The organism is Pseudoduganella sp. GCM10020061 (genome assembly GCF_042683405.1).
Taxonomy (GTDB): domain Bacteria; phylum Pseudomonadota; class Gammaproteobacteria; order Burkholderiales; family Burkholderiaceae_D; genus Telluria.
On sequence record NZ_JBHUJS010000003.1, the window covers coordinates 662,277 to 676,367 of the forward strand.

Genomic DNA, 14,091 nt, shown 5'->3' on the forward strand with positions numbered 1-14,091 from the left:
CTGAGCGGCGCCATTGGCGCGGCTCAGAACTGGTCAGTGGCAGCCGCCCCCGTGGGTCCCGAGACGGGCCGGCACCGCATCGGCATTCCCCAATTCCTCGAGCACCTGGCAGGCGCCGCCGGCCGGCGCACTGCCGCAGCGCGCGCGCAGCTGCGCCAGCTGCGTGCAGCGACTGCAGCTCGGCGATACGCGTGGCCACGTGGCCGATGTGCCGGTCCAGCAGGTCGTCGACCGCCGCGCAGCTCTGGCCAGGCGCGTCGCGCAAGGCCAGCAGGCTGCGCACCTCGTCCAGCGTCATGTCCAGCGAGCGGCAATGGCGGATGAACAGCAGGCGCTCTTCATGCGCCTGCCCGTACAGCCGGTAATTGCCGTCGGAGCGCGCCGGCTGCGGCAGCAGTCCCTGGCGCTCGTAGTAGCGGATGGTTTCCACGGGCGAGCCGGTGCGCTGCGCCAGCTCGCCGATCTTCATCAAGCCCGGCATGGGTATCGCGTCAGCGCTTGCGCGTCGAGGCGATCATGAAGTTCGAGACCGACGCTTCGGCCACCGATGCCCAGGTATTCTGCTCCTGGCGGAAGCGCTTCCACGGCTCGTAGATCTTGCGGAAGCGCGGATTCTTCGCTGCCTCCTCCTCGTAGATCGCGTGCGCGGCCTTGAAGCCGGCGTCCATGATCTCCCTGGAGAAGTAGCGCACCTTGGCGCCGTTCTTCATCAGCCGCGCCAGCGCGCCCGGGTTCAGGAAGTCGTAGTCGGCCTGCATGCCGACGTGCGCCTCGTAGCTGGCCGCCTCGATCGCCGCCTGGTACTGCTTGGGCAGCTTCTCCCAGGCCTTGATGCCGATGTAGAACGACAGCTGCGGCCCGGTCTCCCACCAGCCGGGCGAATAGTAGAACGGCGCGACCTTGTACAGGCCGATCTTCTCGTCGTCGTACGGGCCGACCCATTCCGCCGCATCGATCGTGCCTTTCTCCAGCGCCGGGTAGATGTCCGAGCCGCCCAGCTGCTGCGGCACCGCGCCCATGCGCTCCATGACACGGCCGGCAATGCCCGCGATGCGCATCTTCAGGCCCTTCAGGTCCTGCACGCTCTTGATCTCCTTGCGGTACCACCCGCCCATCTGGGTGCCGGTGTTCCCTCCCATGTAATTCAGCACACCGTATTCGCGGAAGAACGCGCGCGTGGCCTCGCGCCCGCCGCCGCGCTCGAACCATGCCGTCTGCTGGCGCGAGGTCAGGCCGAACGGCACCGCGCAATCGAAGGCGAAGGTCGGGTCCTTGCCCACGTAGTAGTAGGAGGCCGTGTGTCCCATCTCCACCGTGCCGTTTTGCACCGCGTCGAGCACCTGCAGCGCCGGCACGATCTCGCCGGCGGCGAACACGCGGATGTTGAACTTGCCGTTGGTGAGCGCGGACACGCGCCTTGCGAAGCGTTCGGCCGCGCCGTAGATGGTGTCGAGGTTCTTGGGGAAGCTGCTGGCCAGGCGCCACTGGATGGTGGGGAGGGCCTGCGCCACGGCGGGCGCGGCGATCACGCCGGCGGCGGTGCCGGCAGCGGCTTTGGTCAGGAAGGAACGGCGTTCCATGGGCTGGGGTCTCCTATTGTGGAATTATCCAGCCAGTGTATTGCCGAGTTTCTGCTAACGCAACAAGGGGACGGCCCCGCCGGGGGACGGTCCCCTCACATCACGAACCGGCGACAACCATGCTCTCGATCAGGATCGAGCCGGTCTCCTTGTTGCCGCGGATGAGCGTATCCGCCCCCACCGCCACGATCTGTTCGAACATGGTCTTCATGTTGCCCGCGATGGTGATCTCTTCGACCGGATACTGGATCACGCCGTTCTCCACCCAGTAGCCCGACGCGCCGCGCGAATAGTCGCCGGTGACGTAGTTGGTGCCCTGCCCCATCAGCTCCGTGACCAGCAGGCCGGTGCCCATCTTGCGCAGCATGCCTTCGAAATCGTCGCCTTTCCTGGTCAGCGAGGACTTGAGCGTGAGGTTGTGCGAGCCGCCCGCGTTGCCGGTGGTCTGCATGCCCAGCTTGCGCGCCGAATACGAGGACAGGAAGTAGCCCTGCAGGACGCCGTCGCGCACCACGTCGCGCTTGACCGTGCGCACGCCCTCTTCGTCGAAGGGCGCCGAGCCGACGCCGCCGATCACGTGCGGGTCTTCCAGCACCTGGATGTGCGACGGGAAGACCTGCTTGCCCAGCGAATCGAGCAGGAAGCTCGACTTGCGGTACAGCGCACCGCCCGACGTCGCCTGCACCAGCGCGCCCAGCAGGCCGGCCGCCAGCGGCGCCTCGAACAGGACCGGGCAGGTGCGGGTATCGAGCTTGCGCGCATTCAGACGCGCGAGGGCGCGCTGGGCCGCGTACTTGCCCACTTCCTCCGGCGCCGACATGCGGCTGGCGTCGCGCACCGAGGTGTACCAGTCGTCGCGCTGCATGCGCGCGCCCTTGCCGGCGATCGGCGCCACCGACAGCGTGTGGCGCGAGAACGGATAGCCGCCCACGAAGCCGCGCGTGTTGGCCGCCACGAAGTGCGACTGCTGCACGTGCACGTTCGCGCCTTCGCTGTTGGTGATCATCTTGTCGTGCGCGAACGCGGCGTCCTCGGCGCGCTTGGCGAAGGCCACCGCTTCCTCGGTGCTGATGGTCCACGGATAGAACAGCTTGAGGTCGCGCGGGTTCTTCTCCAGCATGTCCTCGTCCGCCAGGCCGGCGCAGTCGTCTTCCGCGGTAAAGCGGGCGATGTTGTAGGCCGCGTCCACGGTGGCGCGCAGCGAATCGCCGGAAAAATCGGAGGTGCTGGCATTGCCGCGCTTCTGCCCGATGTACACGGTCACGCCCAGGCCCTTGTCGCGGTTCTGCTCGATCGTCTCGATCTTGCCGCGCCGGACCGACACCGACAGTCCGCTGCCTTCGCTGATTTCGACCGCCGCGTCGCTGGCGCCGGCCTTGCGGGCGTAGCCCAGCACATCCTGCGTCAGCTGCTTGAGCTCATCTTGGGTAAGGCTGAAAACGGAATCGTTCATGTCGTGTTTTATCGGGCTTTCGATTCAAAACAGTTATCATAGCAGCGTTGATACATTTTACCGGTTGCCATTCTTCAATCGGACTCCAATACCATGCCTAATCCAAACCGCGGCTCCGTCGGCTTCAAATCGTCCGAGTTCGAACAAGAGTACGAGCGCCCCTCCAAATCGGAGCTGAAGCGCCAGATGAGCGAACTGCAGAAGCTCGGGCAGGACCTCGTCGACCAGCCGCGTGATCGCGTCAAGCGCGTACCGATGCCGGAAGACGTGCGCGACGCCATCCTCGAGTGCCAGAAGATCACCGACCACGAGGGACGCCGCCGCCAGTTGCAGTTCGTCGGCAAGAAGATGCGCACGCTCGACGAAGACGAAGTCGCCGTCATCCAGCGCACCATCGAAGGCTGGCGCGGCGCGTCCAAGGCCGATACCGCGGCCCTGCATGCGATCGAGCGCAAGCGCGAGAAGCTGCTGGCCGACGACAAGGCCCTCACCACGCTAATGGAAGAGCATCCGGAACTCGACGTGCAGCACCTGCGCACCCTGATCCGCAACGCCCGCAAGGAGCAGGCCGAGAACAAGCCGCCGAAGGCCTACCGCGAACTGTTCCAGGTCCTCAAGCAACTGGCCAAGCCTGCCGCTGCGGCCGAGGATGAGGACGGGGACGAGCAGGACGAGCAGGACGATGAATAAGCAGCTGGTCGTCGGGCTGGTCTCGATCTCGGACCGCGCCAGCGAAGGCGTGTACGAGGACAAGGGCATTCCGGCGCTGCAGGAGTGGCTCGCGTCCGCACTGACCACGCCCTACACCACCGAGCCGCGCCTGATTCCAGACGACCGCGCGAACATCGAAGCCACGCTGATCGACCTGGTCGACAACGTGGGCTGCGACCTGGTGCTGACCACCGGAGGCACCGGCCCTGCGCGGCGCGACGTCACCCCCGAAGCCACGCTGGCCGTGGCCACGCGCGAGATGCCAGGCTTCGGCGAGCAGATGCGCCAGGTCAGCCTGCGCTTCGTGCCGACCGCGATCCTGTCGCGCCAGGTGGCGGTGATCCGCGAGACGCCGTCGCACGCCGCCCTCATCATCAACCTGCCCGGCCAGCCGAAGGCGATCCGCGAGACCCTCGAGGGCCTGCGCGGCGAGGATGGCAGCGTGCTGGTGCCTGGCGTGTTTGCCGCCGTGCCCTACTGCCTTGACCTGATCGGCGGCCCGTACATGGAAACCGACCCGGCGGTATGCAAGGCGTTCCGGCCCAAGTCGGCCCAGCGTCCCGCCAACTAAGCCCTCCCGAAAGAACCGCATGTCCCAACTGCTTGAACACATCGTCGTCGACACCGCGCCGCACCCGGCCGTCTCGGTCATCTGGCTGCACGGCCTGGGCGCCGACGGCAACGACTTCGTGCCGATCGTGCGCGAACTGGACCTGGCCGGCCTGCCCGGCATCCGCTTCATCTTCCCGCACGCGCCGGCCATGCCGGTGACGATCAATGGCGGCTACGTGATGCGCGCCTGGTACGACATCCTCGGCGCCGACCTGGTGCGGCGCGAGGACGAAGGCGGCCTGCGTACTTCGCAACGCATGGTGGAAGCGTTCATCGAGCGCGAAAAGGCGCGCGGCATTCCGGCCGGGCGCATCATCCTGGCCGGCTTCTCGCAGGGTTGCGCGATGACGCTGCAGGCGGGCATGCGCCATCCGGAAAAGCTGGGCGGCATGCTGTGCCTGTCCGGCTACGTGCCGCTGGCCGACAAGGCGCTGGCCGAACGTTCGCCGCAAAGCCTGGCCACGCCGGTCTTCATGTGCCACGGCACCCATGACGGCGTGATCCCGGTCGCACGCGCAACCTCATCGCGCGACCTGCTGCGCGAACTGGGCTACGAGGTCGAATGGCACGAGTACCCGATGCAGCACTCGGTCTGCGCGGAGGAAGTGCGCGACATCGGCAACTGGTTCAGGAAAGTCCTCGCGTGAGCCGCGCGAACCTGGATTTCGCGGCCGCCCGCGCCATCCTGGCCGCGCTGGCGTTTGGCGCCGTATCCGGCCTGGCCTGCGCGCAGGCGCCCGAATCCGCCGAGCCGGCAAAACGCCCGCCTCCCGCGTTCGATCCCCGCAGCTGCTCAAAGCCCGAGTGGCCGGCCGGCGCCGCCGAGGCCGGCAAGACCGGCACCGTGACCGTGGTGTTCCTGATCGGGACCGATGGCAAAGTCAGGAAGTCGCGCATCATCAAGTCCAGCGGACACGCGGACCTGGACGATGCGGCGCTGGCGAGCCTGGCCAAATGCACGTTCCGGCCGGGTACGCGCGACGGCGAGCCGGCCGAGGCATGGCTCCCGGTGCAATACGTCTGGAGGTAGGAAGCCGGAGACGCGCCACGGCCAGCGAGGGCGCCCGAATCGTCGAAGCGGAGGTGCAAACGTGATCAAACAGGTCGGGAATACGGTCATCCGTCCCCTGCACAGGTCGACCTGCCATTGCGGCGCGGTCGAACTCGAGCTGAGCCTGCCGGACGGGATCGTGGACCCGCGCCGCTGCGACTGCTCCATTTGCCGGCGCAAGGGCGCCATCGCCGCCTCGGTTCCGCTCGCGGGACTGCGCATCGTCAAGGGCGCCGACGTGCTGAAGGAGTACCGGTTCAACACGATGGCGGCGCGCCACTTCTTCTGTTCCGTGTGCGGCATCTACACGCACCACCAGCGCCGCTCCAACCCCGACCAGTACGGTTACAACGTCGGCTGCCTGGAGGGCGTCAATCCGTTCGAGCTAGGGGAGATTCCGACCAATGACGGCGTCAATCATCCGGCCGACCGCAAGCTGCCGTGAGCGCGGCTCGCGCGGTAATCAGGACGGCTGCCTGAGCCACTCCGTCGGCGCCATCCCGCACCAGGACGAAAACGCCTTGCTGAACGCGGGCTGATGCCGGTAGCCGACGGTCAGGGCGACTTCCTTGACCGAGCGGCCCTCCAGCAGCAGGCTCCTGGCCAGGTTCATGCGCCACCCGGTCAGGTACCTGGCCGGGGCCATCCCCACCACGTCGCGGAAGCGGTTGATGAACGTCGTGCGCGACATGCGCGCGAGGGCGGCCATGTCCTGCAGCGGCCATGGGCGTCCCGGATCGGCGTGCAGCGCGGACAAGACGGGCGCGAGCTGGAGGTCCGACAGGCCCGCGAGCACGCCCTTGCTGATCATGTTCGCCTTCCAGGCGTGGCGTATCAGGTGCACCACCAGCACGCCGCACAGGCCATCGACGATCAATTCCTTGCCGATGTCGTCGGCCGCCTCCTCCGCCATCAGGAGCTCCAGGGTGGCCGACAGCCCGTCCGCCCCCGCGAGCGGCACGCACATCACATCGGGCAGCGCCTGCGCGATCGGGTTGTGGGTGGCATGGGCGAAGCGCACGTTCGCACACAGTAGCGAAACCGGCTCGCCGGCCGGCACCACCAGCTGGTGGTCGAACGCGCGCGGATAGAACACCAGGCTCGGTTCCAGCACGTGCAGTGGCGGACCTTGCCGGTGCAGCATGTGCACCGTGCCCTTGCGCACCAGGTGCAGCTGCCCCACCCCGTCGCTGGCCCGGAATTGATTCTGGCCGCAGAAGTCGCCCCTATAAAACACGGACGTGCTGAATCCAAAGCGCGGCAACAGGGTAAGTAGAGTATCCATAGGATGGTCGCGTATCAAGTTCGTACGAATGCGTATGCATTCGCCAGTTCTGTAACGAATTCTACGACATAGTTGACGTATCATTTCCGTCAAGTAACAAATCATGTGCTATTTGCAGCACACCCCCTCAACCGACGCCGCCGGGTACCTGTCCATCAAGTACCTGGCGCTGCATTTTCCCGGATGCGAATCGTGACCCTCTTTTCGAACATGCGAATCGGTACCAAGCTCATGGTCGGCTTCGGCCTGGTCATTGCCCTTCTTGCCATCCTCAGCGCCGTGTCGATCGTGCAGACCCGGTTGACGCAGGACCAGCTCAGGCATCAGCACTGGTCGCGCACCGCGAAACTCGACCAGCTGTACGTGATGCGCGAAGCGCTGGGCCAGACCGGCCTGGCAGCGCGCAACGCCTTCATCTTCACCAGCGAGGCGGACGCCAGGAACGAGCTGCGCCTGCTGGACGAGCAGAAGGCCATCTACCTGGCGGCGCTCGAGCGCCTGGTGCCCCTGCTCGAAGGCGATCCCAATTTCGTCATCGCACGCAAGGACCTGCTCCAGATGGCGCAGGAGCTCACGCGTCCGCGCCAGTACCGGGAAGCCGGGAACATGGCGGAATTCGGCCGCTTCCTGGTCGAGGAATGCAGCCCCTTGCGCCGCAAGATCGTCGCCGAGATCGACATGGTCATCAAGGCGGTAGAGCAATCGGTGGAAAGCGAGCGCCAGGCGCTGGAACGATCGACCGAGCAATCGCGCCTGCTGGTCCTTGCGATCTCCGCCATCGCGATCGGGATTGGCGCGGCTGTCGCGGTGCTGATCACGCGCGGCCTGCTCAAGCAGCTGGGCGGGGAACCGGACCAGGTGCGCCATATCGCGAGCCGGATCGCCACCGGCGACCTGACCGTGGCCATCCCGGCGCGCGAAGGCGACACGGCCAGCGTCATCGCCGCGATGCGGGAAATGCGCGACAGCCTGGCCGGCATCGTGGCGCAGATCCGCTCCGGTGCGGACACGATCGCCGCCGGCTCGGGCCAGATCGCCAGCGGGAACCTGGACCTTTCCGCGCGAACCGAGCAGCAGGCCAGCGCGCTCGAGCAGACCTCGTCCTCGATGGTGGAAATGACCGCCACGGTGCGCGGGAACGCGGACAATGCCCAGCAGGCCAACGACCTGGCCTCGGCCGCGTCGGCGGTTGCGGTCAAGGGCGGGCAGGTGGTGTCCCAAGTGGTCGATACGATGGGGGCGATCAATGCCTCCGCGCGGAAGATTTCGGAGATCATCGGTGTCATCGACGGCATCGCATTCCAGACCAATATCCTGGCCCTGAACGCCGCGGTGGAAGCGGCGCGCGCGGGCGAACAGGGACGCGGATTCGCTGTGGTCGCGACCGAAGTGCGCAATCTCGCCCAGCGTTCGGCTGCCGCCGCCAGGGAGATCAAGGGCCTGATCGAGGAATCGGTCGGCAAGGTCGAATCGGGCAGCGCGCTGGTCGACCAGGCCGGGCGCACGATGGACGACATCCTGCACAGCATTCGCGGGGTCAACGACATCATGCAGGAAATCGCCGCGGCCAGCCGCGAACAGACGGCCGGCATCAGCCAGATCAACAGCGCCATCGCCCACATGGATGAGAACACCCAGCAGAACGCGGCGCTGGTGGACGAATCGGCGTCGGCGGCGCAAAGCATGCAGGAGCAGGCGCAGCACCTGGCCAGCCTGGTCAGCACCTTCCGGCTCGACACCCACGCCGGCGCAGAAGCGGGCCTGCGCAGGCCGGCGCCCAAAGCACGGCCAGCGGCGCGAACCCGCCTTGCCGCGCCCTCCTACCCGCGCTGAACGTAGTCGTCCGCCCCCGGCAGCGGGAGCGCGTCGCCCGGCGGCGCCGGGGTGCGGGCCGCATTCATCACCATCGCCAGCAGGGTGTAATAGCCATTGATGCCGACCAGGTCGGTCACGCCCTGCTCGCCGAACTGCGCCAGCGCGCGCGCCCAGGTCGCGTCCGAGACGCGCTTGTTCACCAGCAGCTCGAGCGAGAAGTCGTACACCGCCTGCTCGTCCGGGTAGAGCTGGTGCGGACGCGTCCAGTTGGCGATTGCGTCCACCACATGGGGCGCGATGCCGGCCTCCAGGGCGATCGGCGCGTGGATGGCCCACTCCACCTGCTGGTCCCACTCGCGCGCGACCAGCAGGATCGCCAGCTCGGTCAGGCGCGTGCCGATCGCGCTGCGGTAGCGCAGGTAGGCGCCCAGCTGCTGCACCCGATCCATCAATTCAGGGCTGCGCAGCAGCGGCACGAACGGGCCGACCAGTGCGCCGCGCGGACCCTGCACAACCGCCAGCGCCGCCTCGCGCTGGGCGGGCGTCATGTCACGTTCAGGTATCGGCGGCATGCGGTCGTTCGGCATGAAACGATATTTGCATGCGGAAAGATATGGATCAACAGCCTGCGTCAAATGGCCGCGTATCGTGCGCATTCCACCATGACACGACGGAGGGACCATGACGCGCATCATGCACCGCAACCTGCGCCATACGCCGCCGGTGGCGGTTTCCGCCAGCGGGATCCGCATCACGGACAGCGCCGGAAACAGCTATATCGACGCTTCCGGCGGCGCGGCCGTGTCTTCGCTGGGACATGCCCACCCGGCGGTGCTCGATGCGATCCGCAGCCAGCTCGACAAGGTCGCGTACGCGCACACCTCGTTCTTCACCACCGAGGTGGCCGAGGAACTGGCCGAGCGGCTCGGCCGCAATGCGCCGGGCGGCGACAGCGAGGTGTACCTGGTGTCGGGCGGCTCCGAAGCCATCGAGACGGCGCTCAAGTTCGCGCGCCAGTACTACCTGGAGACGGGCCAGCCGCAGCGCGCGCGCTTTGTCGCGCGCCGCCAGAGCTATCACGGCAATACGCTGTGTGCGCTGGGGGTGGGCGGCAACGAATGGCGGCGCAAGCCGTTCGCGCCGCTGCTGCCGGAGGTGATCCGGGTGTCGGCCTGCTACGAATACCGTGGCCGCAGCGAGACGCAGACACGCGACCAGTACACCGCCATGCTGCTGCGCGAACTGGAGGCGGCCATCCTGCAGGCCGGGCCGTCGCACGTGATCGGCTTCGTGGCCGAGCCGGTAGTGGGGGCCACCGGGGGCGCCATTCCGCCCACGCCCGGCTACTTCCGCGGCGTGCGGGCACTGTGCGACAAGTACGGGATCCTGTTCATCGCGGACGAAGTCATGTGCGGGATGGGCCGCTGCGGCACCATGTATGCGATCGAGCAGGACGGGGTGGAACCGGACATCGTCACCGTGGCCAAGGGCCTCGGCGCGGGCTACCAGCCGGTGGGCGCGGTGATCGTGAAGCGCGCGCTGGTCGAGCAGCTGCGGCTGCGCAGCGGCGTGTTCCAGCACGGGCACACCTACACCGGGCATCCGGTGGCGGCGGCGGCCGCGCTGGCGGTGCAGAAGGTGCTGGAGCAGCAGGACCTGCTGGCGCAGGTGCAGGCGCGTGGCGCCTACCTGCAGCGCGCGTTAAGGGAGGCGCTGGCCAGCCACGAGTTTGTGGGCGACGTGCGCGGCCGCGGGCTGCTGGCCGGCGTGGAGCTGGTCGAGGACCGCGCCACTCGTCGTCCCTTCCCGCCGTCGCGCAAGCTGCACGCCGCGATCAAGGCGCGTGCGCTGGAGAACGGATTGATGGTGTATCCGATGGGAGGCACCATCGATGGCGAGAGCGGCGACCATGTGCTGCTGGCCCCGCCCTTCATCGCGACCGAGGCGGACCTGGATGAGATCGTGTCGCGGCTGGTCGACGCGATCGACGCGGCTGTTTGCGAGCCAGCTGGCGCATGAGCGGGCGACTGTCGTGACAATCCGGGAGTTTTCCCGTTACGGGGCGCTGGTAGACTGGGGCGATCGCCAATCTCTTCGGGGGCATGTATGACACGCGCGCTTCGCATTATTGCTTTGATCTCGAGTACCGCCATCGGTGTGCCGTTTGCGCAGGCTGCTTGCGATGTGCAGTCGGTGACCGTATCAAGCGGAAAATCCGAACTGATGCGATGGGACGTCGTCCCGGGGGAAGTACGGCCGGTCAAGCTCCCCAATGGATTTGAACTGGGACTACAGATCGAACCGGCACCGGAAGAGAAGAACCGGGCGTTCGAGAAGGCATTTCCCGACAGGGCGCCCGCCGAATTGCTGAAGATTGCACTGTTCGATCTCACCCAACGTCAACCCAGGCTGATTACCTACACGTATGGCGACACGAACTCGCTCCAGGGATATGGCCCAAGGGGCGGAGCTGCCAGGGCAGTGGAAGTCGGCGAACCTGGCATCTTGCTGACCCTGAAGAAGCAAGCCTGCCCGCGCTAGAGCCGGGCGTTGGGGACGGTCCCCGCTGGGACCGTCCCCCTTCCTATGCCACGACTTCGGATTGCTGCTCGCCGAGGCCGGGGATGCCGAGGCGGAGCTTGTCGCCGCGCTTGAGGAAGCGCGGCGGCGTGCGCGCCATGCCCACGCCCGGCGGCGTGCCGGTGGCGATGATGTCGCCCGGCTCCAGCGTCATGAACTGCGAGATGTAGCTCACCAGGAACGGCACCTTGAAGATCATGGTGCCGGTGTTCCCGGTCTGCATGCGCTTGCCGTTGACGTCGAGGTACAGGTCCAGGTCGTCCATGTCCCACATCTCGTCGCGCGTCACCAGCCACGGGCCGACCGGGCCGAAGGTGTCGCAGCCTTTACCCTTGGTCCACTGGCCGCCGCCGCGCTCCTTCTGGTACTCGCGCTCGGAGACATCGTTCACGACGCAGAAGCCCGCCACGTACTTCATCGCGTCCGCTTCGTCCACGTGCTTGGCGCGGGTGCCGATGACGACGCCCAGCTCCACTTCGAAGTCGGTGCGCCTGGAACCCGGCGGCAGCACGATGGGGTCGTCCGGTCCGTTCAGGCAGGTGGTCGCCTTGAGGAAGATGATCGGCTCCTTCGGCACCTGCGCGCCGGTTTCGGCCGCGTGGTCGGCATAGTTCAGGCCCACGCCGATGAATTTTCCGACCCGCGAAACCGGCACGCCGATGCGCGGATTGCCGCGCACCGCAGGCAGTGTCGCGGGATCGATCCTGGCGAGCTTGCGCAGTGCCTTGTCGTTCAGTTGCCCGGGGTCGATGTCGGGGATGATGCCGGACAGGTCGCGGATGCGGCCCTCGTCGTCGAACAGTCCCGGCTTCTCTTTGCCGGGGCGGCCATAGCGTAATAGTTTCATGCGTCCTTCTTGTTGGATTCGTTCGCCTCAACCGGCGTGCGCACATTGTCGCCCAGGAGGTCCTGCACGTACAGCATGCTGACCAGCACTGCGAGCATGGCGGTGAGCGGCGTCGCCAGCGCCACCCCGGCCAGGCCGAAGAAGGCGCCCATCAGGACCTGCATGATGATCGTCAGCGCCGGCGGCAGGGACACCATCTTCCTGGTCACCAGCGGTTCGAGCAGGTAGCCCTCCATCATCTGGATCCCCACGAACAGGAGGACGACCGAGAGCGCCAGTTCGGGGCTGATCGACAGCGCGATCAGCACCGCGGGCACGCCGGCCATCAGCGGGCCGAGGTAGGGAATGAAGTCCAGCAGGCCCGCGATGATCCCGAGGATTAGCGCCAGAGGCACGTCAAGCAGCGTCAGGCCGGTGGCGGTGGCGATGCCGACCACCACCATCGAGAAGAACTTCCCGAACATCCAGCGCGCCAGCGTGAGGCCGATTTCGTCCAGCACCTCGCGGGCGCGGGCGCGCTTGCGCTTGGGGACCAGCGTGACGATGCCGTCGATGTACAGGAAGGGCTGCAGCGCGAAGTAAATCCCGACGAAAATGATGATCACCGTGTTGCCGAGCGCACCCAGCACGCCGGAGAAGAACAGCCCGGCGCGCGGCAGCAGGTCGCCCACCGACTTTTTCAGCTGCTCGGTGCTGGGCAGTTCGCCGAGGATGGCTTTCAGGGCAGGGTTCTTGGCCGCTTTCTCGTGCAACTGGTCGAGCGTCTCCGGAATGGCCGTGGACAGCTGGTGCGCCTGATCGCTGATTTGCGGCGCCATCAGGTATGCGCCGCCGCCGATGATCCCGGCCAGCAGGACCACCACCAGCGCCAGCGCGAACGGCCTGCGCATCGGCACCAGCTTGCGCACGCGCTGGCTGGCTTCGTACAGCAGGATGGCGAACAGGATGCAGGCAAAGATCAGCAGCAGTGCATGCGAGGCATACCAGAGCGCGGCCAGCGCCAGCAGGAAGATGACGGCCAGCCCGTCCACCAGCGCGACCCGGTGCAGGAAGCTGCGCTCGGAACCGGAGCCGGGCGCATTCCGCGCGCTGCGCGGTTGCTCGGTGTCGTCAGGGGCGCGGGTGTCTTCGGTCATGAATTATTGTCCGGTCAGGAGATAGGCGGCCATGTCGGATGCATCCTGCTGCGTCACGTCGAGCGCCGGCATGGCGGTGGGCGGATCGAATTCCTGCGGGTTGCGGATCCAGCGCACCAGGTTGGCGTGGTTGTTGGGTATCCGCCCCGCGATGAATTTGCGCTGTGCGAACTCTTCGAGCGAGGGACCGACGTAAACCCGCGGTCCCGTCACGCCCTTGATCATGTGGCAGGACTGGCAGCCGTACTGCGCGAGCGCGATCCTGCCGCGCGCCGGGTCGCCTTCCACGCCGCCCGCGCTGGCGCCGCTGCGGCCGCATGCCGCCAGCAGGGCGGCCAGCGCCAGGACGGCGGCGCAAGCGGCGCGCGCGCTCACCGCCCCTCTCCCTGCAGGGCCGCGTAGGCCGCGTAATCCTGCGGTGTCAGGCGCGGCAGCTGCTGCATGAACGCGACCACGCTCCACAGGTCCTGGTCCGACAGGTGGAATTCCCAGCCCGGCATGCCGGTCATCTTGATGCCGTGGCGCGTAATCCAGTACAACTCGTTCGGTTTCCAGCGCCGCGCCGCATCGACCAGCGGGCCGGGAACGGGCTGGATGCTCTTGCCGAAATCCTCAGGCGACACGCCGGGCCCACCATGGCACTGCTGGCAGTTGGCGATGAAGACGGCAGCCCCGCGCCGGACGTGCGCCGCGCCAAGCTGCGGCGCCACGATCCCGCGCGCATGATGACTGACGGAGTGGTGCATCGCCTTTTCCAGCACGGTGTGCACCACCTGGAAATGCTGCGACGTGCTGCCCACGTTGTACCAGCCGCTCCACACCAGCGCGGCGCCCGCCAGCAGCGACGCCAGCCCCGCCAGCACCAGGGTGGCGGCTGCGGTCTTGAGGATCAGGCGCGTGCGGCTCGAAGGCATCGGTAGGATCAGCTCCTGTCGGTGGTGGGGGGACTTCCTGGGCGCGTTCCGTTAGAAAAATGATATTGTTGTTTCTTGTATTATATATATCCAACGGGGTTTCACAG

General features: G+C 66.9%; 16 protein-coding genes and 1 pseudogene. 8 read left to right on the top strand and 9 right to left on the bottom strand.

Translation table 11 applies throughout. The annotated features are described in order from the left end of the window. Positions 1-33 precede the first annotated feature (33 nt). The 3 genes and pseudogenes from cadR to pmbA form a co-directional block, all read right to left on the bottom strand. A pseudogene (gene cadR, locus ACFSQR_RS10315) lies at positions 34-469 on the bottom strand (Cd(II)/Pb(II)-responsive transcriptional regulator). A gap of 22 nt (positions 470-491) precedes the next feature. Then, positions 492-1,580: a TRAP transporter substrate-binding protein gene (locus tag ACFSQR_RS10320; protein WP_377729678.1), complete on the bottom strand. Its 1,089-nt coding sequence runs from the start codon at positions 1,578-1,580 to the stop codon at positions 492-494. Between the two features lie 100 nt (positions 1,581-1,680). Continuing rightward, positions 1,681-3,033, bottom strand: coding sequence for a metalloprotease PmbA (gene pmbA, locus ACFSQR_RS10325; protein ID WP_377729679.1), 1,353 nt, complete (start codon positions 3,031-3,033; stop codon positions 1,681-1,683). A 93-nt stretch (positions 3,034-3,126) separates the two neighbouring features. Between pmbA and yjgA the strand changes: the two genes are divergently transcribed. The 5 genes from yjgA to ACFSQR_RS10350 all read left to right on the top strand — a co-directional run bounded on the left by yjgA (position 3,127) and on the right by ACFSQR_RS10350 (position 5,852). After that, on the top strand, positions 3,127-3,723 hold the full coding sequence (gene yjgA, locus ACFSQR_RS10330) for a ribosome biogenesis factor YjgA (RefSeq protein ID WP_377729680.1): 597 nt from the start codon (positions 3,127-3,129) through the stop codon (positions 3,721-3,723). After that, on the top strand, positions 3,716-4,315 hold the full coding sequence (gene mog, locus ACFSQR_RS10335) for a molybdopterin adenylyltransferase (RefSeq protein WP_377729681.1): 600 nt from the start codon (positions 3,716-3,718) through the stop codon (positions 4,313-4,315). Before yjgA ends, mog begins: the two co-directional genes overlap by 8 nt. Before the next feature lie 19 nt (positions 4,316-4,334). Further along, the gene (locus ACFSQR_RS10340; RefSeq protein ID WP_377729683.1) at positions 4,335-5,003 is read left to right on the top strand and encodes an alpha/beta hydrolase; all 669 of its coding nucleotides are present in this window, start codon (positions 4,335-4,337) and stop codon (positions 5,001-5,003) included. Beyond that, positions 5,000-5,386 (top strand): energy transducer TonB, encoded by a 387-nt coding sequence (locus ACFSQR_RS10345; RefSeq protein ID WP_377729684.1) that lies wholly within the window; start codon positions 5,000-5,002, stop codon positions 5,384-5,386. The genes ACFSQR_RS10340 and ACFSQR_RS10345 overlap by 4 nt, the downstream gene beginning before the upstream one ends. A 61-nt stretch (positions 5,387-5,447) precedes the next feature. Then, a complete protein-coding gene (locus ACFSQR_RS10350) occupies positions 5,448-5,852 on the top strand; it encodes a GFA family protein (RefSeq protein WP_377729685.1) in 405 nt (134 codons plus the stop codon). A gap of 18 nt (positions 5,853-5,870) precedes the next feature. Here the strand turns inward: ACFSQR_RS10350 and ACFSQR_RS10355 are convergent, their stop codons facing one another. After that, positions 5,871-6,692: an AraC family transcriptional regulator gene (locus tag ACFSQR_RS10355; protein ID WP_377729686.1), complete on the bottom strand. Its 822-nt coding sequence runs from the start codon at positions 6,690-6,692 to the stop codon at positions 5,871-5,873. A 192-nt stretch (positions 6,693-6,884) separates the two neighbouring features. Here ACFSQR_RS10355 and ACFSQR_RS10360 point away from each other — a divergent pair, with 192 nt between their 5' ends. Next, positions 6,885-8,525 carry a methyl-accepting chemotaxis protein gene (locus ACFSQR_RS10360; RefSeq protein WP_377729687.1) on the top strand — a complete coding sequence of 547 codons (1,641 nt, stop codon included), beginning with the start codon at positions 6,885-6,887 and terminating at the stop codon, positions 8,523-8,525. On the opposite strand, the gene ACFSQR_RS10365 is transcribed toward ACFSQR_RS10360, so the two are convergent. Then, on the bottom strand, positions 8,513-9,079 hold the full coding sequence (locus ACFSQR_RS10365) for a carboxymuconolactone decarboxylase family protein (RefSeq protein WP_377729688.1): 567 nt from the start codon (positions 9,077-9,079) through the stop codon (positions 8,513-8,515). The genes ACFSQR_RS10360 and ACFSQR_RS10365 overlap by 13 nt on opposite strands. A 109-nt stretch (positions 9,080-9,188) precedes the next feature. Here ACFSQR_RS10365 and ACFSQR_RS10370 point away from each other — a divergent pair, with 109 nt between their 5' ends. Beyond that, positions 9,189-10,526 (top strand): aspartate aminotransferase family protein, encoded by a 1,338-nt coding sequence (locus ACFSQR_RS10370; protein ID WP_377729689.1) that lies wholly within the window; start codon positions 9,189-9,191, stop codon positions 10,524-10,526. A gap of 87 nt (positions 10,527-10,613) precedes the next feature. Beyond that, entirely contained in the window at positions 10,614-11,048 is a 435-nt protein-coding gene (locus tag ACFSQR_RS10375) for a hypothetical protein (RefSeq protein ID WP_377729690.1), read from the top strand. Between the two features lie 43 nt (positions 11,049-11,091). Here the strand turns inward: ACFSQR_RS10375 and ACFSQR_RS10380 are convergent, their stop codons facing one another. From ACFSQR_RS10380 to ACFSQR_RS10395, 4 genes are read right to left on the bottom strand one after another with little or no spacing between them, the layout of a single operon-like run. Then, entirely contained in the window at positions 11,092-11,934 is an 843-nt protein-coding gene (locus ACFSQR_RS10380; protein WP_377729691.1) for a fumarylacetoacetate hydrolase family protein, read from the bottom strand. Continuing rightward, positions 11,931-13,070, bottom strand: a complete 1,140-nt coding sequence (locus tag ACFSQR_RS10385; protein WP_377729692.1) for an AI-2E family transporter — start codon at positions 13,068-13,070, stop codon at positions 11,931-11,933. Before ACFSQR_RS10385 ends, ACFSQR_RS10380 begins: the two co-directional genes overlap by 4 nt. 3 nt (positions 13,071-13,073) lie before the next feature. After that, complete coding sequence (locus ACFSQR_RS10390; protein WP_377729693.1) at positions 13,074-13,445, bottom strand: c-type cytochrome; 372 nt, start codon at positions 13,443-13,445, stop codon at positions 13,074-13,076. Next, entirely contained in the window at positions 13,442-13,984 is a 543-nt protein-coding gene (locus ACFSQR_RS10395) for a c-type cytochrome (RefSeq protein WP_377729694.1), read from the bottom strand. Before ACFSQR_RS10395 ends, ACFSQR_RS10390 begins: the two co-directional genes overlap by 4 nt. Between the last annotated feature and the right edge of the window lie 107 nt (positions 13,985-14,091).

Bases quoted from the DNA above. Each gene is read 5' to 3' on its own strand.
- ACFSQR_RS10340 (WP_377729683.1), top strand. From the start codon at position 4,335: ATGTCCCAACTGCTTGAACACATCGTCGTCGACACCGCGCCGCACCCG.
- ACFSQR_RS10370 (WP_377729689.1), top strand. From the start codon at position 9,189: ATGACGCGCATCATGCACCGCAACCTGCGCCATACGCCGCCGGTGGCG.
- mog (WP_377729681.1), top strand. From the start codon at position 3,716: ATGAATAAGCAGCTGGTCGTCGGGCTGGTCTCGATCTCGGACCGCGCC.
- ACFSQR_RS10365 (WP_377729688.1), bottom strand. From the start codon at position 9,079: ATGCCGCCGATACCTGAACGTGACATGACGCCCGCCCAGCGCGAGGCG.
- pmbA (WP_377729679.1), bottom strand. From the start codon at position 3,033: ATGAACGATTCCGTTTTCAGCCTTACCCAAGATGAGCTCAAGCAGCTG.
- yjgA (WP_377729680.1), top strand. From the start codon at position 3,127: ATGCCTAATCCAAACCGCGGCTCCGTCGGCTTCAAATCGTCCGAGTTC.
- ACFSQR_RS10320 (WP_377729678.1), bottom strand. From the start codon at position 1,580: ATGGAACGCCGTTCCTTCCTGACCAAAGCCGCTGCCGGCACCGCCGCC.
- ACFSQR_RS10395 (WP_377729694.1), bottom strand. From the start codon at position 13,984: ATGCCTTCGAGCCGCACGCGCCTGATCCTCAAGACCGCAGCCGCCACC.
- ACFSQR_RS10375 (WP_377729690.1), top strand. From the start codon at position 10,614: ATGACACGCGCGCTTCGCATTATTGCTTTGATCTCGAGTACCGCCATC.
- ACFSQR_RS10385 (WP_377729692.1), bottom strand. From the start codon at position 13,070: ATGACCGAAGACACCCGCGCCCCTGACGACACCGAGCAACCGCGCAGC.
- ACFSQR_RS10355 (WP_377729686.1), bottom strand. From the start codon at position 6,692: ATGGATACTCTACTTACCCTGTTGCCGCGCTTTGGATTCAGCACGTCC.
- ACFSQR_RS10380 (WP_377729691.1), bottom strand. From the start codon at position 11,934: ATGAAACTATTACGCTATGGCCGCCCCGGCAAAGAGAAGCCGGGACTG.